Genomic DNA, 21,735 nt, shown 5'->3' with positions numbered 1-21,735 from the left:
GATCTCGACAAATTCCATGGGTAGGACGCCCGCTTCCTCGCAATGGTCGGGATCCAGTCAGCGCTTCGACCAGCTTTCTCATCTTCCCTCAGCTGCAGTATCGCCACGGATTATTAGAGCAAAGCGCTATAGACATGAGGCGTTCGAGACTGAAAGATGACGCCGGCATGCCGTCGTTTCCTGCACCAGAAACCTACTTTCGGTACGACCCCTGAAACACGATGTCCTGATCAACCAGCACGTTGAACTTGTAGCCAGGCCTGATCTCAAGCGTCGGCTGGACATTCAGGTTTCGACTAATCGTCTGCTCGGCCACGCGACCGAAACTTTCCGCGAAATTCCGCCTTGCCGCATCCGACGCGGTCTCCTGCGTGGCTAACGTCGAGCTTTGCGGCATCGACGCGTCAATGCCCGTCCCGATCAGCGCGATCAGCGCCGCGGAACCGAAGGTCCGCCAATAGTGGTTGTTCACCTTGTCATTGAAGCCGCCATAGCCTTGGGCATCGGTCCCAGCCATGCCGCCGATCTGCAGCGTCGACCCATTCGGAAAGATCAGGTCGGTCCAGACGACCAGAACGCGGCTTTGCCCGAACGACACCTTGCTGTCATAGCGACCGAACAGTTTCGCGCCTTGCGGGATCAGCAGCCGATGCCCGGTCGCGCTGTCATAGACATTCTGGCTGACCTGCGCCGTGATACGGCCTGGCAGGTCGGAATTTATGCCGGTTATCAATGTCGCCGGAATCACCGAGCCCCGTTTCAGCTCAAAGAGCGATTGCTGCGGCACGACACGGTTCGGCAGATAGCCGAGCTCTTTCAGGTCGCTGTTGAAGAAATCCTCTTTCGACTTCTGACCGTTCTGATCGACGTCTTGCCCCATCAAGCCGCTTTTCAGGGCGGCGGCATAAAGGTCCGGCGTCGTCGTATTCGTCGATGATGCCGTGCTCGTATCAGCTGTCCTTTGGTCGTTTGCTTTCGCGCTTGCCGCCCGCTTGCTGCGATCGATGGCGAGCGGCGCATCATAGGCCGCGTCATTGGCCTGCAAGCGGGCCATTCTCTGGCGCTGCCGCTCGCGCAGATACTGCTCCTGTTGCTCACGACGCAGCCGCGCCCGCCATTCCGCCTCCGGCTCTAACGCCTGTTTCTGATCTTCCACCTTCGTCGGCTGCGCCGCGAAGCGGTTGGCCCCTTTGTCCTCCTTCTTTTCAACCGGCGTTGGCTGGAAGGTAACCTGCTGCTCGGTGTCGCCGATAATGCCATCGGTGACGCCGCGCTTGATCTGATCGGCGAATGTCGAGGCGGGCGTGCCGGTAGTGGTCTCCAGACTAGGGTCCCTGTTGAAGAACAGACCGCGGGAAGTCAGGCCGAAAAAGATCACACCCAGGAACGCGACCACCAGCACGACCACGATGATGATCGGCAGGCGGTTGATCCGGCGCATGCCGGATTGCGCCTCCTCATTGGTGGCGCCGCCGAGCGTGAGCGATTGTACCATGATCCCCTCCCCTCACCCGCGCTTGAGCAACGAAAGCGCGCTTGCCGGTGTCGCTCCGTTCGCCGTGACCGTATAGGCGCGTCCAAGCTCGACATTGGACGTGGAGAGGCGCGCCAGCACCTGGCCCTCGAAGGGCAAGATCACATAGGCAAGCGAAACGACCTTTTGCTTGTCGTCAGCCTTCTGATCGGTGACGACGGCATAACCCCAACCCTTCAGAGCGGCTTCCAGTGCCTGGCCGAAGGGAGAGTCGTCAGCCTTAAGTGCCACCGTCGCCTTGCCCGGTCCGATTTGTTCCGCGAGGCGGCTGACCATATCGCCGGCAATCGCGCTGGCTGCCGGCCCCGATATTTCTGGCGCCGCATCGCTGACCACGAGACCATCGCTTCCGGCGCTCTGGCATCCGGAAAGGAGAAGAGCGATGAGGACGGCGGTCGCGAGGCATCGCATCTGGGTGGAGCGAGCGGTTCTCATCACCGCCCTCCCCGCCTGATCGTCACCTTCTCCTGTTTCCAGCCGACGCCGGAGAAGAGAACCGCCTTGTCGACGTTGTAGTCGACGATCATCATGTCGTCCTTCATGCGGTAATTGACGATCCGGTTCTGGCCGCCGGATACGACGAACAGAACCGGCGCATCCTGGCCGGAAATCCTGCGCGGGAACTGGATGTAGGTCTTCTGGCCGTCGCTATAGACCCGTGTCGGCCGCCATCCGGCCCGCCCGGAGACGGAATAGGAGAAGCTCAGTTGCTCGGCCGGCACATTGGCGCCGGGAATGGTGCTGGCCTCCAGTCGGGCATTGATGTCAGCAAGCTTGGCCGACACGTCCTCAGGATATTCGAAGCCGACGCGCGCCATGTATTGGGTAGGATGAGACTTCAGCTGGATATGATAGGTGCGCCGCGAGGTGGTAACCACCATCGAGGTGACCAATCCCGGCTCAGACGGCTTGACGATCAGATGGATCGCCTGCCCGCCGGCTGCACCCGACGTCGCGGGTTCGACTTTCCAGCGCACGGTATCGCCGACCAGCACGTCCCGAACCACCTCGCCAGGCTGCAGCTCGATATCGCAGACCTGCAGCGGCGAGCAGACGACGGAAGGCTGCACCTCGCCAAAGAGGAATATGATCTTTCCATCGTCGCCTTTGGTTACAAGTCCGCGCGTGCCACGCCACTTGCCGGAGATATCGATGCCCTTTCGTTCGTTGGCCGAAACGTCTTGAGCTCGCGCGTCAGAGGTGAAAGCGGTTCCAACGATCAGGCTGGATACTAATGTCAGGGCCAGCCCGGCGCGGCCATTCAGTGTTGTCGTATTCATGCAGAGGCCATGCCTTTCAAAGCTGTGCAGTCCAGTCGAAATCCTTGAGGTAAAGACCGATCGGGTTGAGGCGGATGACGCCCTCGTCCTGGGGCGGGGTCAGCGTTACAGTGGCAATGCCGCGAAACCGGCGAAGGGCGGTCTCCTTGCCCTTCCGGTCGCGTTCGAACTCGGTCCAGTCGATCTGATAGGATTGATTGGAGAGCGCCACGATGTTGTTGACCTCAATGGCGACGGTGGCATTCTTCGCCTTCTCGAACGGCGAACTCGAGCGAAACCAGGCATTGACCTTCTCGGTTGCCGGATCCGAGGTTCGAAGCAGCGCATAAGTGCGGTCGATATATTGCTTCTGCACCACGGCATCCGGCGTCACGGAGCGGAAGTTCGAGACGAAGCCGCCAAGCGTAGCGCGCACGACGCGCGGGTCAGCATATTCGATCTGCTGCGGGAACCCGGCTGTCGCAGCCGTGCCGAGCTTGTCGACCTCGACGATATAGGGAACGAGCTTGACCTGCGTGCTCTGGTAAAGCGCATAGGAAAAGCCGACGACCGCCATGACCATTCCGGTGATGCCGACGAGCCGCCAGGCTGATGCAGATTTCACATAGGATCCGTAGCGCTCGTTCCATTCCTGGCGGGCGGCAAGATAGGGGTTATCGGGGGCACGATTGGCTGCCATCTTCCCGTCCTTTTTTGATTACGATTGATCGTGGCGTTCGGGAGGGGGCGTGCGTCTGCCAGAGCCGCTGCGGTTTCCGTCCAGCTTGGCGTTCGCCAAACCGAGCAGCGAACCGGCATAGGCGCCCGGCGAGCCGATTGCCTTTTCCTTGGCAGCCGAGCCCGTGGCCTGACCCGCCGACCAGACGCCGGCGCCCATCCCTCGCAGAGCCGCACCCGTGAACGAGGATCCAGCGGATCGTGCCGCTTGCCCTGCCGCAATTCCAGCGCCGGCAGCGCCGGCGGCGAGAAACGCTCCACCCGCTGCAAACGACGCTGCCTGTCCGCCGTGTCGGATTGCCTCCATGCCGCCGGAGACCGATGCGCCCTGCACTACGCCCTGGATGATCGGCGGCACATACATGGCGATGACGAAGACGACGACGCTGATGCCGGCGATCGCCAGGGTGTTGATGAACTGGTCGGTATCGGTGGATGGTGTCTCGGCGAGCCCCAGCAGGATGTCGGAACCAATTTTGGAGATCATCACCAGTGCCATCAGCTTCATGCCGACGCTGAAGGCATAGACGAGATAGCGGATGGCAAAATCCTTGGTATAGGACGAACCCCCAAGGCCAAGCATGATCATGCCGGCGAGCAGGCCGATATACATCTCCACCATGACCGCGACGAAGATCGCGGCAACCAGGCTGAAGGCAATCACCACCACCACCATGGCGAAGACCGCGGCGATGGCGAGCGAGTTGTCTTCAAACAGGCCGAACTTGACCTGCTCAGACATTTTCGAGGCGACCTGGATACCGGCGTCGAAGATGTTGGCAGGCGAAGCGGACCCGCCGCCGGCGCCGATCTGATAGAGGCTGTCGACGACCGCTCTGCCGACCGTCGGCCCCTGATCAAGAATGAAGGCGAAGAACCCGATGAACATGATGCGGCGGACGAGTTCTGCGAACCAGGCGTCGAGCGAGGCAGCATTGATCGCCAGCCAGACGGCTGCGATGCCAACCTCGATCCCGGCCAGGATCCAGAACAGCGAGCGCGCCGCATTGGTGATCGTCGTCTCCCAGCCTTTGACGGCCGTGGAGACGGAGTTCTCAAGCGTGGTCAGCACCTGGCCTTGCTGTGCAAGCGCAGGCGCGCTCGCCAACAGGAGAATGCCAATGGTGATGAAGGCAAGCTCGAGCCTACGGGACGGACGGACAATCACCATCTCGGTTTCAGCTCCTGTCCGCCGCGAATGTTGCGATCCGTATCGCCGCTGAAGAATTTTTCCTTGCGCTCGCGCCGTGCATCATCGGATGATGGCTGCACCGTATTGCCTCCAGTCACTTGCGCCGCAGACATCTGCCACCGGGTCCAGCCGACGCCGGAGCCGAAGCCGACGATCCCTGCCAGTACAAGGGCGATGATCAGGCGCGCGCTCACCAGCGTGGCTCCATAATCTGGCCGCCGCGGATATCGTGCTGGGGCGCGTTGAAGAACTTTTCGCGCCGGGCCTGGGCGAGATCCTTCTGCGCTTGTTCCGATTGATACCAGGTGCCCATCATGGTCATCTGCTGGGAGACGAGGCCGCGCAGCTTCTGGATCTGCGCCACTTCCTGGGTGGCGATCTCATGGCCAACCTGCAATGCCTTCATCTGGCCATCGGCGCTCTCCGACATCGTACGCAACGACGACATCGTTGATTCCTCGCTCGAAAACTGCTCAGCCGTCAGATTCGCCGCCTTCAGCGTGCCGGCGATCGTGTCGCGATTGGTGTCGGACCAGGACTGGTAGGTGGTGGAAAAATTTGCCTGGGTCGGCAGGTTGGTCTGCATATCGGCATAGCTCTGAAAGCGCTGCTTGAGCTGATCATCGATATTGCCCATCGAAAACGCGATGCCCTGCCCCTGCCCGACGATGCTCTGCAGCCGATTGAGATCGCTTTCGACCTGGCCCCAGACGTGATCGGGCAGCTGCGCGGTGTTCTGCAGCATATTGCCGTAGATCTTCAGCTGGTTCTGGATCTGCTCGGCCAGCTGATTGATCTGGGTGATCTGATTGTTCACCTGCTCGGCCGACTTGCCGACCAGCGAGATGAGCTCGGCGTTGTTGGCGAGCTGGGTGAACTCGGTGGCCTCGCCGGTGACGCCACCAGCAAGCCCCGTTGCAGGCATCGCCATCGATGCCATGATCGCAAGGATAGCGACAGCGCGCCCCCAATCAGGGGCTTCGGAGATATGTTTCAGCATGAGCAATCCCTCTTTGTTGCAGCCACAAAAGCGGCCAGGTGTCACCGTGTTCGGCGTGAAGCGCCCGGATGCGCTTGAGGTCTTCCTTGCCGGAGGCGCCGACGAAGGAGAGCGCAACGGGCCCGAGCGCCATGTCGAAGAGCCGCCGTCCATCCGGTGAAGCGACGTAGTATTCGCGCTTCGGCAGTGCCGCGGCGACGATCTCGATCTGCCGCTCGTTAAAGCCGATCCGCTCATAGAATTCCCGTGTGCCGAGCTCGCGCGCCGCCCCGTTCGGCAGGCAAATCTTGGTCGGGCAGCTTTCCTTCAGCACATCGACAATGCCGGAACGCTCCGCATCCGAGATCGACTGCGTGGCAAGCACTACCGCGCAATTGGCCTTGCGCAGCACCTTCAGCCATTCGCGGATTTTGTCTCGAAACAAGGGATGACCGAGCATCAGCCACGCCTCGTCGAGGATGATCAGGCTGGGCGCGCCGGTGAGACGCTTCTCGACCCGGCGAAACAGGTAGGTGAGAACCGGCACGAGGTTGCGCTCGCCCATATTCATGAGCTCTTCGACCTCGAAGCACTGGAAGGCGCCAAGCGTCAGGCCATCTTCCTCTGCATCGAGAAGTTGGCCCATCGGCCCGTCGACAGAATAGTGATGCAGCGCATCCTTGATCTCGCGCATCTGCACGCCGCTGACGAAGTCAGACAGGGAGCGGCCACGCGACTGTGCCATGAGTGCAATCTGACGCGAGATCGCATTGCGATGATCGGGCGTCACCGTGACCCCCTGCAGCGCGACAAGCGTCTCCAGCCATTCGGTCGCCCAGGCGCGATCGCCATCCGTCGAGAGCTCTGCAAGTGGGCAGAAGGCGAGCCGCGGCGAGCTCCCCTCCCCTTCTCCGCTCGCATCGCCGCCGATCTCATAGTGATCACCGCCGACGGCTGATGTCAGCGGCAGCATTGATCGCCCCTTGTCGAAGGCAAACAGCTGCGCATCTTTGTAGCGGCGGAACTGCGCGGCGATCAGCGCCAGCAGCGTCGACTTGCCCGAGCCCGTCGGGCCGAAGATCAACGTATGACCGACGTCATCGACATGCAGGTTCAAGCGGAACGGTGTCGAGCCGCTGGCGACCTGCATCAATGGCGGCGAACCGGCCGGATAGAATGGGCAGGGCGCCACAGGACTTCCCGACCAGACGGAGTTGAGCGGCACGAGATCGGCGAGATTGCGGGTGTTGATCAGCGGCTCGCGGATGTTGGCGTACGAAACACCGGGCAGGCTGCCGAGGAAGGCGTCCGTCGCGTTCAGCGTCTCGATCCTGGCGCCAAAGCCTTCGGCCTGGATTAAGCGGCGGATAGCCTCGCACTTCTCCTGCAGACGCGGCTGCTCGTCGTCGAAGAGGACGATGACCGGGGTGTAATAGCCATAAGACACGAGTTGCGAGGCCGCTTCCGCGATCGCGTCCTCGGATTCCGCCACCATCATCATGGCATCCTGATCCAGCGAGCGGCTCTGCGTCTGGAACAGTTGATCGAAGAACGGCCGGATCTTCTGCTGCCATTTCTTGCGGGTGCGCTCTAGCCGCGCCCGCGCCTCCTGTTCGTCGAGAAAGACAAAGCGGCTCGACCAACGATAGGTGAGCGGCATGAGATCCAGCGCATTGAGAATGCCCGGCCAGCTCTCCGCTGGCAGGCCGTCGATCGCCACCACGCCGAGAAAACGGTTCTCGACCGTCGGCGTTAGACCATGCTGAAGCTCGGCCGTCACCAGCCAATCAAGATACATAGGGATTTCGGGCAAGCGCACCGGGTGGTTTTCGCCGGTGACGCAGAAGCGGATGAACTGGAAGAGTTCGTCATAGCGCGCGATCCGGAAGCCGCCGCGCTCTTCTGTCTCCTCGGTCATCATGCGCCGGATCGTCACCACGTTGGCCAGATACTGCTCGACCTCACGAATTGAGGTGCGGAAAGAATCGAGCGCGCTGTCGGCATAGGTCGCCGAGCGGGAGCCGGCATCAGCGTAGACGTAGCGGGTCAGCCCCGAGCGTCGCGGCTCCGGCGGCCGCCAGGTCAGGATCAACGCATGCCGGCTCTCGAAATGGCCGCGTTCCCGCTCGAAATGCGCTCGCCGCTCCGCGTCGATGGCGCGGGTGACGGCGTCGGGGAAATGGCAGTCTGTCTCGGCCGGATAGTCGACCGTTGGCACCCGCGCGGCCTCGACCTGGATCATCCAGCCCGAACCGAGGCGCGACAGGATCGCGTTGATTTGGCGGCTGACCTCGTTGTGCTCGACGTCGGTCGAGCTCTCGCTGTCCGGGCCGGCAAAATACCAGCCGGCCATCAGGCTGCCGTCCTTGAGCAGCATGATGCCATTGTCGACCAGACCGGCATAGGGAACGAGGTCGGCGAATGACGGACCGGACTGGCGGAACGACTTTAGAGCGACCATGGCGCGTCCCTCAATAGCGTCGCCAGGGCGTTGACGTTGCCCGGTACGAAGACCGGTAGGAGACGTGCCGCAGATAGACCCGGCGCATCAGCGGATCGGATTTCGCCATCATCCGAAGCGCTGCGATGGCCACCAGCCAAAGGGCCAGTCCGAAGATCGCCGCATACCAGGTCAGCACCACGAAGATCAGGATGATCGCCGCGAGCCCGCTGAGCAGCACCAGTTCCCGATCGGCGCCCATCAGGAGATTGGGCCGCGAGAGCGCCCGATGAATCCGTGAACGCACGAGGTTGGAGCCGGTCTCAGCCATGAGCCCCCTCCCCTACCCGCAGCGCGAGCTCGATTTGTTCGATGGCGTGATGCCTGATCTGCGGCTCGATGCTGCCGACCGTGGCGCCGGTCGCGCCAAACAAGCCGACGATCTGGGTTGCGCCGAGCAGCACGCCGCCGACCAATGCGATGTAGCAAAGACGTCTGGCAAAGTCGTTGAGCTCGCCGCCGAAGATCAGCATGCCGCCGGCGATCGCCACCGCCGCCAGCGCAATGAAGCCAGCCACTGGACCGGTGATCGATTGCTGGATCTGCTGCAGCGGTGATTCCCACGGGAGGCCACCGCCGCCGGATGACGCCAGTGCCGGCGAAACCAGCACGACCGCCGACACGAGAGCAACTGCACTGCCGACCACGACATGATGAAACTTACGCTGCATGACTGTCCTCATCGATCTGGGCATAATGTTCAGTCTGATAGGTGGAGTTCTTGAAGCCCTCGACATTGATCACATCGCGCACACGGCGGCCGCGGCCAGTCCGCTCGATCGAGACGACCAGGTCGACGGCTTCGCCGATCACCTCCCGCATCGGCTGCTGGCTGGCTTCGGCCGTCAGCTGCTCGAGGCGTCGCAACGCCGACATTGCCGTGTTCGAGTGCACAGTCGTCACGCCGCCGGGGTGGCCGGTGTTCCAGGCCTTCAGCAATGTCAGCGCCGCGCCGTCGCGCACCTCGCCGACGATGATCCGGTCGGGCCGCAGACGCATGGTGCTCTTGAGGAGCCTTGCCATGTCGACGCTGTCGCTGGTGTGCAGTGAGACCGCGTTCTCCGCCGCGCATTGGATCTCGGCAGTGTCCTCCAGGATCACCATACGATCCTCAGGCGCGGTTGCTACGATTTCGGCAATCACCGCATTGGCGAGCGTCGTCTTGCCGGACCCCGTGCCGCCGGAGATGACGATGTTCAAGCGGTTCGAGATCGCGCTCCTGAGGACCGAGGCCTGGGCTTCGGTCATCACCTTCGACTTGACGTAATCGTCGAGCGCAATCAGTCGCGAGGCGCGCCGGCGGATCGTGAAAGTCGGCGCCGACACCACGGGCGGCAGCAGGCCCTCGAAACGATGGCCGCCGATCGGCAATTCGCCGGATATGATCGGCTGATCGTGGTCGGCCTCGGATTGCAGCGCATGCGCCACGCTACCGATGACGACCTCTGCCGCAGCCGACGTCATCTCTCCGGCCGGCGCGATGCCGTGGCCCAGACGCTCGATAAACAGCCGCCCGTCCGGGTTCAGCATGATCTCGACAACACTCGCATCGTCGAGCGCGAAGCAAAGCTGATCGCCAAGCGCGTCCTGGAGCTTGCGCACCAAACGGAAGTGAGATTGGAGCTGGGTCACGCCGCGCTCCTGACTGACGCGCCGTCGTTTGGAGAGATGTCAGAGCGATAGCCCCGCGGCCGCAGACGCTCGAAACTTGCCCGGTCGGCCGGGAGGCTGCCGGCGACAGCGATCGTGTTGCCGATCGGCGCCGGTTCGCCGAGGCGCCTCATCGGCCATCCGGCTCGCTTCAGAATACGCTCGAAGCGAAGGTCAGTCGCCGTGACAATCTCCTTGTAGCCGTTCGCCATCGACCACTCGATGATCCCAGCGAACATAGCGAGCGTGGCCGAATGCAGTTGGCCGCCTCCCTTCCCCGCCTCGTACGCCGTGTCGACGCAGAAGCGTGAGCTCTCGACCAGGCCGGAATGGGCGATGAGTGAGCTGTCAGCCAGCAATGCCGGGAATGTAACCGTGAGCATGGTCGGGCCTGATGCTGGGAGAAGGCGGGCACAGCCGGCGACCCGGTGCTCGTTATCGACGGCAAGGATGTAAGTCGGTGCAAGATCGTCGAACTGATCTCGCTCTTCGCCGTCCAAGACGGTCACGTCCCACCCATGCGCGATCCGAAGACCTCGGCACGAAGGCGATGCATTTGCGTCAGCAACCCGAAGTGCTTCTCGTAAACGTCCGGCGAAACAACCTTGATGTGCATGCTCCACTCCGTGATTCGAACTGGGGCATACAGAAATCATCACGAATCGCGTCTGGCCACATGCAGATCTGCACCTACGCGATTCTGCCGAATCGCGGTTAAGTGCCGTGAAAACGATGACCAGACGTGTGGTCGTGGCTGCAGATCTGCATTTCCGGTGGATGAGCGTCAGCCTGCAATTTTGCGATAAGCCACGGATCCATATGGATGAATCGAGATTCGACCGAAATGTGTGAGCGCCGCGTTAACCTTTTGTTAACCTTAAATATCTTGCCAAGCGCGACGGAATCGGGAGATAGTTTCGCAAATAATGGTATTCCAGCCATTTTTTCGAAAGTGAAGAACCCCGGGAAATAGTTCGCGAAATGAGCAATACGTTGCCCAACAGATTTGATGTTGAGATCGCCCAGCAAGGGGCGAAGATCTCAAGCGCGTTGCACATGTTGCGCAGCCAGCAGTACCCGCCTGATGCCCGCAAGGGGCTGCGCAAGTTTCAGCTTGCGGAGGCTGCTGACTTCATGGGTGTAACTCAAACCCATCTCAGACAGATCCATGCCGATGGCAAGGGGCCTGAGATAGAGTCAATCGGTGGACGACGATACTACACGGCCGACCAGATGCTGGAGCTTCGTGATTATCTCGAGGCTAACAAGAAATCGGACAAGAGATACTATGTGCCCAAGCGGAAGGAGGGCGAGCCGATGCAGGTCGTGTCGGTCGTTAACTTCAAGGGCGGGAGCGGCAAGACGACGACAGCCGCGCATCTGGCGCAATATCTCGCACTCACCGGCCATCGGGTGCTGGCGGTTGATCTCGATCCGCAGGCATCCCTGACTTCCCTCTTCGGGATTCAGCCAGAACTTGATGATACGGCCTCTCTCTATGAGGCGCTTCGCTTTGACGATGATCGCAAGCCAATCGGCGATGTAATCCAGCCAACCAATATTCCAGGCCTGGACGTTGTACCAGCGAACCTGGTTCTGCAGGAATACGAGTATGACGTGCCGTTGGCGATCTCCTCCAAGAAGGGAGAGGACGGTCGACTGTTCTATATGCGGATTGCCAGTGCTCTGAAGCAGGTCGATGACAAGTACGACGTCGTCGTGATCGATTGCCCTCCACAATTGGGCTATCTGACGATTACTGCGCTCATGGCCTCGACGGGAATTCTGATCACTATCCATCCTCAGATGCTGGACATCATGTCAATGAGCCAGTTCCTCATGATGCTTGGCGGGATCATGGGGCCGGTTGCCGAGGCCGGCGCCGAAATGCGTGTTCAGTGGTTCCGGTACCTCATAACAAGATTTGAGCCCACCGATATCCCGCAGGCTCAGATGGTTGGGTTCATGCAATCAATGTTCGCACAGCAGATGCTGAGAAATCACGTCCTGAAGTCGACCGCGATCTCCGATGCTTCGATCAAGAAGCAGACTTTATATGAGGTTGAGCGGGGCGACTTCGTCCGAGCGACCTATGACAGGGCCAAGGAAAGCTTGAACGCCGCTAACGCGGAAATCGTTGACCTCATCCACGGCGTCTGGGGGAGAAAATGAGACACTTGTCAGCCGTTTTTTTTATCGTTTTGTTAAACGACGTCAGTGACTTATCGGCGTTGACGGCAACCCCGGAGGCTACCCATGTCTCGTGAAAACCCGTTTGCGAAGCTCGATATGGCATCGATCTCGGCAAATCAGACGCCGACCAAGCCGGGCTATGGCATGACGGGAGCAGCCAAGACGGTTGTTCGGTCCATCGAGGACATGGCCGAGAACACGAAGAAGCTCATGGAAGGCGAGGTGATCGTGGATCTCGATCCGCGCTTGATCGATGTCTCCTTTGTCGCCGACCGCCTGTCTGACGACGGGGAGGAATTCCAGGAACTGCTCCAGGCTATCAAGGAATCAGGACAGACGACGCCTATCCTTGTTCGACCAAGTTCGGCAGATGCCAAGCGATATATGGTCGTGTTCGGCCATCGTCGCCTGAGCGTCGCACGCGAGCTGGGAATTCCTGTCAAGGCAATCGTTAAGAAGCTCGACGACGTCACTTCGGCGATTGTCCAAGGGCAGGAGAACGCAGCCCGTTCGAACCTGTCGTTCATTGAGCGTGCGTACTTCGCCCAGAACCTGATTGCGTCAGGAATGACGAAGGACGTTGTCCGGTCGTCACTTGCCGTAGATGAAGCGATGCTCTCCAAGATGCTGTCCGTGGTCGATGCCGTGCCGGCTTCAGTTATCACAGCATTAGGCGCATCCAAGAAAATCGGGCGGGACCGTTGGCTGAGCCTTCGCCAGTTCGTTCTTGCCCCTGCCCTCTCAAAGGTGGCGGTGGAGTATTCGGAATCCGCCGAACTCCGGGAGCTTCCTGAAGGCCAGCGTTTCGATGCGCTTCACGACTACCTGAAGCGGTACAAGTCAAAATCAGCTGCGAAAAAGCCGAAGACTGAGGCCCCGGTCCGCGACTGGACTTCGAGCGATCGCTCACTGAATTTCGTGATGAATCCGAAGGCGAAGAAGGTAGCTATCGAGCTTTCAAATGTTGAAGCCAAGCCATTCAGCGAATGGCTGTCGTCTCACATGGGTCGTTTGTACGAAGAGTACAAAGGATCGAAAACGCAAACTAACGGAGACTGAACCGCAAAAGAAAAAGGCCCCCGAACGGTAAACCGTGGAAGCCTCTCTCGTCATCTCTAGCAGGATCGAGAATCGCATTTCCCGGAATCACAGTCAAGAGTCTTGGCGCCGATTTGGTGAGCGGATTTCTTTTGCCTGAAGAAAGGTGAGAGAAAAATGCAGACGGAACATGTGACGACGCCCTTTGGGCGGCGGCCGATGTCGCTTGCCCTCGTCAGGGGCCAAATGGCGATCGAGCGTCCGGATCCAGACGCGCGGGTTGAAAAATGGAAAGTGTTTCGTGACGTGTGCGAGGCACGGGAACGTCTCGGAATCCAGGACAGGGCGCTGGCCGTCCTTGATGCACTCCTGACGTTTTACCCCGATGTGGAACTCGACTCCAACCGCGGGCTGGTCGTTTTCCCTTCCAACGCGCAGCTGTCTTTACGGGCTCATGGAATAACAGAGACCACACTTCGGCGGCAACTCGCGGCACTTGTCGATGCCGGCCTCATTCTGCGCCGCGACAGTCCAAACGGCAAACGGTATGCACACCGCAACCGCGAGGGCGAAGTCGAGCAGGCATATGGATTTGATTTAACCCCACTTGTGGCTCGTGCCAGGGAGCTCGCGCTGATGGCGCAGGACGTAGCCGCAGAACGGTCTCGATTCCGGCGAGCCAAAGAAGCGCTCACGATCTGCCGTCGCGATGTGCGGAAGTTGATCTCGGCCGCAGTAGAAGAGGGTGCCGCTGGAAACTGGGCGCAGGTGGAAGCTGCGTATGTCGATATTCTTGCCCGCCTCCCTCGCTATGCGAACAGGGCGCAAGTGGAGCTGACGCTGGATGAAATGGAGCTCCTGCGCGAAGAGGTGCTCAACATTCTGGAAATGCAGTTTAAAACTGAAAATATGCATGGCAATGCCGTTCAGATTGACCGCCATATACAGAATTCAAATACCGAACTTATAAATGAATTTGAACCTAGCTCTCGAAGTGAGCGGGGCGAAAACCTGGTGCAAGAAGCTCATACAACGAGTGTCACGCAGGGGCAGCGGAAGGCGAGATCCGAGCCGATCAAGGTTTTCCCACTTGGGATGGTGCTTCGTGCTTGCCCGCAGATTGCCGACTATGGGCCCGACGGCCGTATTGAACACTGGCGCGAGCTCATGACAGCGGCTGTCGTCGTGCGGTCCATGCTCGGTGTCAGCCCGTCAGCCTATGAGGATGCATGCGGCGCGATGGGGCCGGAGAGTGCAGCAGTGGCCATCGCCTGCATTCTCGAGCGTTCAAATTTCATAACTTCTGCTGGCGGTTATCTCAGGGACCTCACTAGGCGGTCTGAGCGAGGGGAGTTTTCGCTTGGGCCGATGCTCATGGCTCTCATGAGGGTGAATGGTGATGCAAGGCAAAGAACCGCCTGACCCTGGCGCTGCGAGGTCGACGACGAGTATTGGAAAATACGGCTCCGCTCACGAGCTCGGATCGGCCAACTTGTCAGCCGTTTTTTTTCGTAATTTCTTCCTTTGATACAAGGGTTTATGGACTTTGAAGATCGAATACCCGGCTGGACCTCACCAATGTGGGAAGGCGAAAGAAAACGAACTGGCGTGGAGCAGATTGGATGGTGCGGCAGATGGAGACCAGTTTTGCAATCCTCAAAACTCGGATTTGAGTGATGAAGCTCGCTCGGGCCGAGCCGTGCTCGTGCGTGAGGCTCAAATGGAGGCACTGCCATCTCGTTACCCATAACGACAGACCGGTGGTCATCAATCCGGACCTCCATCCGATCGCATAGCTGCAGACGGGAAGTTTTCGACCTGGCCGAGGATCATGGCCTGACTCCTGGCTAAGCTCGACGCGCAGGAAAGCCTGCCGCTGGTGAACGCGAAGCGGAGGCCGCGCCCCAGGACGGCGCACAGTTTGCAAGTCTCGAACAGGCTAATGGCGATTCTACAGAGTCGCCTCAACCGCGATGAGGGCTGCGCTTCTAGTCGACGATCGGAATCTCAGTGTTGCTGGCACCAGCAAGCAATCTCATTCGGACGGCGTGACCGAAGAGGTTTTTCACGGCGGAAGGCGATAGTTTGGAGCCGCCGCGGGGAGTGCGAAGCCGTTGCAACGGGGGCGCGATTTCGCGCAGCGTCAGATCCGGGTTCAAGGAGTGGATGCCCGACCAGCGGCATCAATCAGGAGCCGGGGACGGGGCTGCTGGCCATGCCCAGAGCTCTCGTAAGGTTCTGTGAGGGAGGTCGTCTTTGAATGGCGCACCGAAATGATGGTGAGCAAGCTAAGGGATTTAGGACCTAGCGGAGCTGCCAGAGCTTTTCGAATGGGCGATGCCGAAACGCCGATTTCAACTGGATTGGTGCGAAGACCGCAGCTAGAGCGCAAGTCTTTCGGTCACACCGCGTAAGACGAAATTTCGATCAAGCTGCCATCTGGATCTCGACAGTAGACGGAGTGGAGGACTCCGCGCGCTCCATCTCTGCGGTCTGGACCCGAAACGATCTCAATCCCACACTCTTTCAGGTGAGCCACCACGGCCTGTGGCGAACTCGTGGTCAAGAAGCATAGGTCGTCGCTTCCAGGAGCCTCATAGTCTGCTGTCAACCATTCCTGCTTGGTAATAGCGACTGGACGAAGGTTGATCCGTTGTGAGCCGAACATGAGAGCCTTACGCGGATGGCCGCGATCACTCCCGTACTCTAATCGTTTCATGCCCAGAACCTGCACATACCAAGCGGCGGGGCGTTCCACGTCCGTGACGTTGATGACGAGATGATCAATGGCCGATACTTCCACGGGCCTTCCTCCTGGTCTTTCCTTACAAGCACGTCAGAGAGCGGTCCTGTTTCCGGCGAGGGCCCATATTCAGGGCAGACGCCGTACGAGCGCCAAGGTTAGCGAGGTTGGCGTCTCGCCGAAACAGCATCAAGATCTCACAGTTCTGCGCAGAGATACTTTCATGGCTCTTCACCGTAAAGCGCGGATCAAGCAACGACAGGACGCCCTTCGTCCTTCAATTTCGGCGATAGAGCTATGCGAGAGTCCTACACCCAAATTTCCGTGCACTTCACCGTGCCGAGGAGAGGGATCGCTAAAGCCCTGAAGCTTTGGTCAGATTCACACGGAAGCGGTCCCGCCGTCGCTGATATCTGCGAGTCATCTCTGCGGAAGCATGACCCAGCTGTTTCTGGACGTAGCGCTCATCGACTTCGGCAGACGAGGCGAGACCCGCTCTGAGCGAATGGCCGGAAAATTTGAAGGCGCGCTCGATCTCGCTGAGGTCGCCGCGCACCCCCGCCGACATCGCCGCTCGTTTCACCAGGCGGGCAACCTCTTTATCGTTCAACCGATCCGACCCGACAGCTTTGCCCTGTCCGGTCACGCGGCGAAAGAGGGGGCCATGAGCCAGCCTGGCGAACTTCAGCCAGGTCTCGATCGCGGCGACCGGGCATGTCGCGTCAGATGAGCCGCGACCGACCTCCACCTCACGCCAGCCGGTCTTGCCGTGCAGGGTGACGAGCATGCCTTTGTCGACGATCTCGACCCAGCCGCTTCCATCCTCAGTCTGGCCGCGACCGAGGTCGAGGCCGACAATCTCCGAGCGGCGCAGGCCGCCGGCAAAGCCGGTCAGCAGCATGGCGCGATCACGCAGGCCACGCAGGGTTTTCCGATCCAGCGTCTCCAACATCGCGATGAGATCTTCCGGCAGAATGGCTTCCTTCTGCCGGGGAGGGGACGCGTGGGTGTTGCGGATGCCGGCCATCACGGTGGCGATGGCCCGGTCCTTGCGATCGAGCGGCCTGCCGCGTTGCGAACAATTCCAGGTGATGGCGGACAGGCGCCGTTCGATCGTGGAAACCGTATTCGCTCTCATGCCGCGTTCTGCGGTTCCCGACGCGCACGCGGTGATGTAGAGGCCGACGACCTGCGGATCCGGGGGGAGGGGAGAGAGGTTTGAACGCCGGCACCAGGCGGTGAAATGTTTCCAGTCGGAGGCATAGGCCCTGCGGGTATTGGTGGAACTGGCGGCCTCGACATAGCCGCGGGCACGATCAGTGAGATCCTGCAGATGCGCCGGCAGGCGAGGGGAGGCGTCGGCTGACACTGCCGGCGCGGAAACATCACTGGGATGCGCCGTGCTGTCAGACGGCGCTGCGCTCTCTTGGCGGTGGTTTTGGGCGGTCTGGTCGATGATTTGGGTCATTCTTTATATAAAGAGAAAACGTCCGATAATGCAAGATTATCGGACGTTATTTGTTTTCGACAGGCGGTGCGGTTTAGGATTAAATTGCTGGCGTAAACTGCTCGTACAATTTATGCTCTTCCGCATGGATTCGCTCACCCCCGCCGCTCCAACGACGCCGACTTGGTCGTCCCGCCTGCCAGGCTGGGCGCGACCGCGCGCCCATGACATCACTGAAGCCGACGCCGCCTTCGCCGCCGGCATTGCGTTGAAATCCTTGGATGATCTGATCCGCGCCGATCCACCATGGCTCGGCTGCTGGCGCGATCGGTTGGCCCTCAAATCGGCGGCGGTGGCCGCAAGAATGCTTGGCCGAAGCGAGGATGAAAATGCCATCCGCGATGCGATTTTGCTGACCGCTACGGGCGATGATCCCGGGCCGGCCGGAAAGCTGTTTTTGGCCACGAGAATGCTGGCGCGCCGATCCGGGATACACACCACACCGTTCGTTAAGGAGCTTGCCGCGCTTCTGGGGATGAAATGGGACGACAGCCTTGCCTCGATCGCTGATATGGTTGATTCCGCAAATCAGTCCGGGCGCGCAACACCCTTCGCGGTAGCGGACCTGATAACGGCGATCTCTGCCGTTCGCCCGGACGCCGAGGTGATGGCGTTCGGCCTCGCCGAGGTCACGCTGGCGCACAAGCTGAATTGGCCGAAGTCCGTGCCGCTGCTGCTGCCCGAACGCTATGGACCGGCTTTTCGGACGATCGGCGGCAGAGGCCGCATTCGGCCGGGCGAGCCGGCTTATCCAAGAGCAATCTGCCTGGCGCTTGTCGGCGGCGTCGACGCCGCCTTGCGCTCCGCCGCGGAGATTGACCGCCGTGCCGCGCGCCTGCTCTCCGTGGCGCCAAAGGTGCGAACAAAAGGCGCCGAGCCTGTGATCCGCAGACTGCTGAACGAGGATGCTGTAGCAGCCTCGGCGCCGGGCAGCACCCTATCACGCTGGGCGGCAAACCGGCTGTTCGAGCGCCTCGAAAGTTTCGAGGCGGTGCGGGAACTCTCCGGCCGCTCCTCCTTTCGGCTATTTGGGTTGTGACAATGGCGGGAGCGAGCGCAACCAGAACCAGTGGGCGACAGGCGAAAGAGCGACAGCAAGAAGTCCTGTACGATCGCGAGCTCGAAGACCTACCTGCGGAGCTGCGCTGGCGGGAATGGATGCTCCGGGTGGAGGCGGTGATCTTTGCCTCGGCCGAGCCGGTCAGCCGCGAAACGCTGGCGCGAGTGGTGGGGAAGGATTGCAGCATCGACCTATTGATCGACGATCTCATCGAGGAACTGCGTGATAGATCTTACGAGCTCGTGTCGGTCGCCGGCGGCTGGCAGCACCGGACCCGATCGCGGTTCGCGGGTACGATCCGCGCTTCCTCGGCGCCAACGAGGGGAGGGGCCGCCGCGCTGTCGGAGTTCGAGGCAATGGTACTGATGGCGGTGGGGTATTTCCAGCCGGTGACACGCGGCGAGCTATCAAAGATCTTTGGCAAGGAGGTGAGCCGCGACACCATCGGCAACTTGCGGGGCGCGGGTTTCATCGGCTCCGGGCCGCGAAGCCCGACACCGGGTGCGCCCTATACCTATGTGACAACGCCACACTTTCTTTCCGCTTTCGGAATGGAGACCCTGCGCGACCTTCCCGATATCGAAGCGCTTGAACACGCTGGTCTACTGAATAAGGCAGATCATTCAGTAGAAACTACTAAGGCCGTTTCAGATGAAGGCACGACTTATTTCGAAGATCCAGAGGAAACGTAAGCTATCTGATTTTCCCGAAAGCTGATGCGCATCCCATCTTCTTGCCGCCGCGCTTCGAAGCGGCTAACCATGTGCAAGCCGCAAGACCAATTCACGCCTTTCATCAGGATGGTATCCCACAACTGTGGGTTTTAGCAGCACATGGGCAGCATGCTCATTACTCATCGCGCCGCAGAACAAGCCAATCGGAGGAGATCAAGAATGTCAGCTTGATCCAGCTAAAATGAGCGATCCGACCAAGGTGAGACAGCTGCTTGCGAACGCCGAACGGCTCAACGCGACCGAAATGGTAGCTGCGTGCCGGCGCCGGCTTTTCGAACTCGGTGGGGCCAATCTCGACGACCCTGTCGAACGCCGTCTGGCGCAAGCCGTTGCCGCGCTTGAGGAAACCTATCGTGAAAAGCATGGGCGCGCGCAAGCTGCCGGCTACACCCGACGGAAGATCGCAAATGCCGGCGCGGTCGCGACACTGTCTGATTGGGCATTGAACCCGAACGCGACCCCGGGATTCATAGCTTTGGGCGAAGGCGGAATGGCTGAGTTCACGGGCGAGTACGTTGTCGCGGAGTTTCCCAACAGGTTCGAGCCCGATGTAGTAGCGGCCGCCCGCAAGCGGTTGGAGCAGCACGGCGTCAAATTGCCGCTGGGCTAGCCTTATGGCTGACAAGTCGAGGCATTATTACCAGGCCCGGGGCTTTAGCGTCTACTACTTCGCCAACGCGGTATTCAATGTAGTCAAGGACGACGGCGCATATCTTCGTGGCATCGAAGAGATTCTCGGGGATATGCAGGTGCTCAACCTGATGAGGCCGTTTCACAAGTTTACCAATCTCCACCATTTCCTTAATGCGATCATTCGCGACATTATCGAGGAGGAGATGGACCGTCGGGACGAGCACGAGCCCCGCTTCCTGATCGGCTTCCTCCAAACCTACAAAGTGCCTTTTACCGCCATGAACCTGGTCGACGAGGACGACTTCTATACGTTCGTTTCGGAATCCGAGGCATACCATTCTGCAATGGACGACCTTGTTGACGAGGTATTCCACGTATTCTTCAACGACGTTCGTTTCCTCCATAGTTTCAACGAGCTTTGTGCCAGATACATTGACGGCGCCGGTTTCGGTCAGGAGTTCATGACGCAGGCTGGAAGATTGAAGCGCGTGCCGATTCCAGCGTGGGCGCGTCGGGCGGTTTTCCATAGGGACAAGGGGGAGTGCCGGGAATGCAAGCGCAGCTTGGCAATGGTGATCAACCGTCTCGAGACAGAGCGGTACGACACATCGTGCCACTGGCGCGGTTCGGTGCGAACGACGTCACGAACCTCCAACTGCTATGTGAGCCCTGCAACCTTAAGAAGGCCGCGGGCCTGCAGCCAGTTTCGCCCTTTTATCCCGAGCATTCGGACCCTGAGTGAAGTGTTCGGGCGTACCCTTATCATCCGATCTTCAGCTTATAGGTGAAGAGCTCCCTTCGTGCTGTACGTATACTTGCCGCTGGATAGGATCCTGCAATCTGCTCGATCCGTGCACGATCCCCCGGCGACATGAGTTCACCTAGAATGATCGATTTCACGGCTTCTGGCGGGAACTGGATAGTGAGCGGTTCCATGTCATGCTGATCTGTTTGAACAATGAGACGACGCTCTTGTTCGTAGCTCCAAGCTAAAGGCTTGGTGGCGAACCCTTGGCGAAACAGATTTTGTATCTCACCTTCGAGGCGCTTTGCCTCCTCCAGCCAAAAGTCGTTTTTTTCCTCATGGAAACACATATAAGCGTAATCGACCTGGTCACCGAGGACGCCCAACACCATTCCATCTACCGATGGCGGAGTATCAGCGTAGGTGACGTCCGTTATAAAAGGAAAACCGGCAAGTTTAGCGATCGTTGCGCTGATAATCGCCTCGTCAAATTCCACACAGAAGCCTCGCAATCCGTCGCCGTAGTGTGACCACATCAGGAGATTGTCGACCTCCGAGGCGAAACAGCAGATTCGCACTCCCGGAAGCGACATTTCGAGGCTATAGCTTTCGAACTGCTCAAAATATCCTTCAGCATCCTCAAGCGGAGCGGCCTCGGGATCATCAAACCCCCAGGCCCTGATCATGAAAGCAAAACGCTCTGGCTCCTTCTCAGGATCAATCTGGCCAGCAACGAAATGAGCTCCGCATTCGAAAGGATCATTGAACCGCGTGAAATGCTGCGCGTAAAGCATGCCTTCTGAAAGAGCATTCAAAGAGCGCTCGCTGACACGCCAATATTTGTAGAGCATTTTTCCCTCAGCGTGACGGCTTACAGCGTTTTCTGATTAGACGATTTCTCACGCATCCAAAAGCGATAACCGACTTTTCGACTCTTGAGATGCATGGGAAGGCGTGAAGTGCATTCCGGCCGCTCGTCGCCAACATGATCCCACAGGAACGAAATGCCACGAGCAAGGCCGATCCAAAGGAAGTGAAGAGTATCGGAGAAGTCGGCATCGCGCTGGTGGTACCCCGCTTCATGAATTTCAGCCGCCGGAGCGGTGAACAAGGTAGCAGCGGGAGCCCCAGCATGAGCCTGACCCGAGCCGAAAGGCTGATTGGTGACACAACAGCTTGCCCGTTTCTGCGACCGAATTCTTGCCTTTGCGGCTTTCATGTAGCCCGTGC

At 59.7% G+C, this 21,735-nt stretch carries 23 protein-coding genes and 1 pseudogene; 7 read left to right on the top strand and 17 right to left on the bottom strand.

Going from position 1 to position 21,735, the window contains the following annotated elements; translation table 11 throughout:
• Positions 1-193 precede the first annotated feature (193 nt).
• The 12 genes and pseudogenes from trbI to traI form a co-directional block, all read right to left on the bottom strand.
• Positions 194-1,495, bottom strand: coding sequence for an IncP-type conjugal transfer protein TrbI (gene trbI, locus QMO80_RS32935; protein WP_283201822.1), 1,302 nt, complete (start codon positions 1,493-1,495; stop codon positions 194-196).
• A 12-nt stretch (positions 1,496-1,507) separates the two neighbouring features.
• Positions 1,508-1,969 carry a conjugal transfer protein TrbH gene (trbH, locus tag QMO80_RS32930; protein ID WP_283201821.1) on the bottom strand — a complete coding sequence of 154 codons (462 nt, stop codon included), beginning with the start codon at positions 1,967-1,969 and terminating at the stop codon, positions 1,508-1,510.
• The gene (gene trbG / locus QMO80_RS32925; protein ID WP_283201820.1) at positions 1,969-2,814 is read right to left on the bottom strand and encodes a P-type conjugative transfer protein TrbG; all 846 of its coding nucleotides are present in this window, start codon (positions 2,812-2,814) and stop codon (positions 1,969-1,971) included. The genes trbH and trbG overlap by 1 nt, the downstream gene beginning before the upstream one ends.
• 16 nt (positions 2,815-2,830) lie before the next feature.
• Positions 2,831-3,493, bottom strand: a complete 663-nt coding sequence (locus QMO80_RS32920; RefSeq protein ID WP_283201819.1) for a conjugal transfer protein TrbF — start codon at positions 3,491-3,493, stop codon at positions 2,831-2,833.
• 18 nt (positions 3,494-3,511) lie between these two features.
• Positions 3,512-4,702 (bottom strand): P-type conjugative transfer protein TrbL, encoded by a 1,191-nt coding sequence (trbL, locus tag QMO80_RS32915; protein ID WP_283201818.1) that lies wholly within the window; start codon positions 4,700-4,702, stop codon positions 3,512-3,514.
• A complete protein-coding gene (trbK, locus tag QMO80_RS32910) occupies positions 4,696-4,917 on the bottom strand; it encodes an entry exclusion protein TrbK (RefSeq protein ID WP_283201817.1) in 222 nt (73 codons plus the stop codon). The genes trbL and trbK overlap by 7 nt, the downstream gene beginning before the upstream one ends.
• Positions 4,914-5,663 (bottom strand): P-type conjugative transfer protein TrbJ, encoded by a 750-nt coding sequence (gene trbJ / locus QMO80_RS32905; protein WP_283201850.1) that lies wholly within the window; start codon positions 5,661-5,663, stop codon positions 4,914-4,916. Before trbJ ends, trbK begins: the two co-directional genes overlap by 4 nt.
• A gap of 31 nt (positions 5,664-5,694) precedes the next feature.
• The gene (locus QMO80_RS32900; RefSeq protein WP_283201816.1) at positions 5,695-8,163 is read right to left on the bottom strand and encodes a conjugal transfer protein TrbE; all 2,469 of its coding nucleotides are present in this window, start codon (positions 8,161-8,163) and stop codon (positions 5,695-5,697) included.
• Positions 8,164-8,173: 10 nt separating this feature from the next.
• Entirely contained in the window at positions 8,174-8,473 is a 300-nt protein-coding gene (locus tag QMO80_RS32895; RefSeq protein ID WP_283201815.1) for a conjugal transfer protein TrbD, read from the bottom strand.
• Complete coding sequence (gene trbC / locus QMO80_RS32890; RefSeq protein WP_283201814.1) at positions 8,466-8,873, bottom strand: conjugal transfer pilin TrbC; 408 nt, start codon at positions 8,871-8,873, stop codon at positions 8,466-8,468. Before trbC ends, QMO80_RS32895 begins: the two co-directional genes overlap by 8 nt.
• Positions 8,863-9,834, bottom strand: a complete 972-nt coding sequence (trbB, locus tag QMO80_RS32885) for a P-type conjugative transfer ATPase TrbB (RefSeq protein ID WP_283201813.1) — start codon at positions 9,832-9,834, stop codon at positions 8,863-8,865. Before trbB ends, trbC begins: the two co-directional genes overlap by 11 nt.
• A pseudogene (gene traI, locus QMO80_RS32880) lies at positions 9,831-10,468 on the bottom strand (acyl-homoserine-lactone synthase TraI). Before traI ends, trbB begins: the two are co-directional and overlap by 4 nt.
• 365 nt (positions 10,469-10,833) lie before the next feature.
• Between traI and repA the strand changes: the two are divergent.
• The 3 genes from repA (at position 10,834) to repC (ending at position 14,505) form a co-directional block, all read left to right on the top strand.
• Complete coding sequence (repA, locus tag QMO80_RS32875) at positions 10,834-12,024, top strand: plasmid partitioning protein RepA (RefSeq protein WP_127758553.1); 1,191 nt, start codon at positions 10,834-10,836, stop codon at positions 12,022-12,024.
• 84 nt (positions 12,025-12,108) lie between these two features.
• Positions 12,109-13,104 carry a plasmid partitioning protein RepB gene (gene repB, locus QMO80_RS32870; protein WP_283201812.1) on the top strand — a complete coding sequence of 332 codons (996 nt, stop codon included), beginning with the start codon at positions 12,109-12,111 and terminating at the stop codon, positions 13,102-13,104.
• Positions 13,105-13,260: 156 nt separating this feature from the next.
• Entirely contained in the window at positions 13,261-14,505 is a 1,245-nt protein-coding gene (repC, locus tag QMO80_RS32865) for a plasmid replication protein RepC (RefSeq protein ID WP_127758551.1), read from the top strand.
• A gap of 979 nt (positions 14,506-15,484) precedes the next feature.
• Here repC and QMO80_RS32860 read toward each other — a convergent pair.
• Both QMO80_RS32860 and QMO80_RS32855 read right to left on the bottom strand, forming a co-directional pair.
• A complete protein-coding gene (locus tag QMO80_RS32860) occupies positions 15,485-15,886 on the bottom strand; it encodes a VOC family protein (protein ID WP_127758550.1) in 402 nt (133 codons plus the stop codon).
• Positions 15,887-16,181: 295 nt separating this feature from the next.
• Positions 16,182-17,294: a site-specific integrase gene (locus QMO80_RS32855; protein ID WP_127758549.1), complete on the bottom strand. Its 1,113-nt coding sequence runs from the start codon at positions 17,292-17,294 to the stop codon at positions 16,182-16,184.
• Positions 17,295-17,418: 124 nt separating this feature from the next.
• Between QMO80_RS32855 and QMO80_RS32850 the strand changes: the two genes are divergently transcribed.
• The 3 genes from QMO80_RS32850 to QMO80_RS32840 all read left to right on the top strand — a co-directional run bounded on the left by QMO80_RS32850 (position 17,419) and on the right by QMO80_RS32840 (position 19,737).
• Positions 17,419-18,372 carry a DUF1403 family protein gene (locus QMO80_RS32850; RefSeq protein WP_283201849.1) on the top strand — a complete coding sequence of 318 codons (954 nt, stop codon included), beginning with the start codon at positions 17,419-17,421 and terminating at the stop codon, positions 18,370-18,372.
• 2 nt (positions 18,373-18,374) lie between these two features.
• The gene (locus tag QMO80_RS32845; RefSeq protein WP_283201811.1) at positions 18,375-19,085 is read left to right on the top strand and encodes an SMC-Scp complex subunit ScpB; all 711 of its coding nucleotides are present in this window, start codon (positions 18,375-18,377) and stop codon (positions 19,083-19,085) included.
• Positions 19,086-19,308: 223 nt separating this feature from the next.
• Positions 19,309-19,737, top strand: coding sequence for a hypothetical protein (locus QMO80_RS32840; protein ID WP_283201810.1), 429 nt, complete (start codon positions 19,309-19,311; stop codon positions 19,735-19,737).
• Here QMO80_RS32840 and QMO80_RS33115 read toward each other — a convergent pair.
• Entirely contained in the window at positions 19,718-20,164 is a 447-nt protein-coding gene (locus tag QMO80_RS33115; RefSeq protein WP_369685958.1) for a hypothetical protein, read from the bottom strand. The genes QMO80_RS32840 and QMO80_RS33115 overlap by 20 nt on opposite strands.
• Positions 20,165-20,310: 146 nt before the next feature.
• Here QMO80_RS33115 and QMO80_RS33110 point away from each other — a divergent pair, with 146 nt between their 5' ends.
• Positions 20,311-20,502, top strand: coding sequence for an HNH endonuclease (locus tag QMO80_RS33110; RefSeq protein WP_369685957.1), 192 nt, complete (start codon positions 20,311-20,313; stop codon positions 20,500-20,502).
• 20 nt (positions 20,503-20,522) lie between these two features.
• Here the strand turns inward: QMO80_RS33110 and QMO80_RS32830 are convergent, their stop codons facing one another.
• Both QMO80_RS32830 and QMO80_RS32825 read right to left on the bottom strand, forming a co-directional pair.
• The gene (locus QMO80_RS32830; RefSeq protein ID WP_283201808.1) at positions 20,523-21,356 is read right to left on the bottom strand and encodes a DUF2971 domain-containing protein; all 834 of its coding nucleotides are present in this window, start codon (positions 21,354-21,356) and stop codon (positions 20,523-20,525) included.
• Between the two features lie 20 nt (positions 21,357-21,376).
• The gene (locus QMO80_RS32825) at positions 21,377-21,724 is read right to left on the bottom strand and encodes a hypothetical protein (protein ID WP_283201807.1); all 348 of its coding nucleotides are present in this window, start codon (positions 21,722-21,724) and stop codon (positions 21,377-21,379) included.
• Positions 21,725-21,735: the final 11 nt, after the last annotated feature.

Origin of the sequence: Rhizobium sp. BT03 (assembly GCF_030053155.1) — a bacterium.
Lineage (GTDB): Bacteria > Pseudomonadota > Alphaproteobacteria > Rhizobiales > Rhizobiaceae > Rhizobium.
Note: the sequence above shows the minus strand (reverse complement) of the source record. Positions and strands in the feature narration are given on the sequence as shown.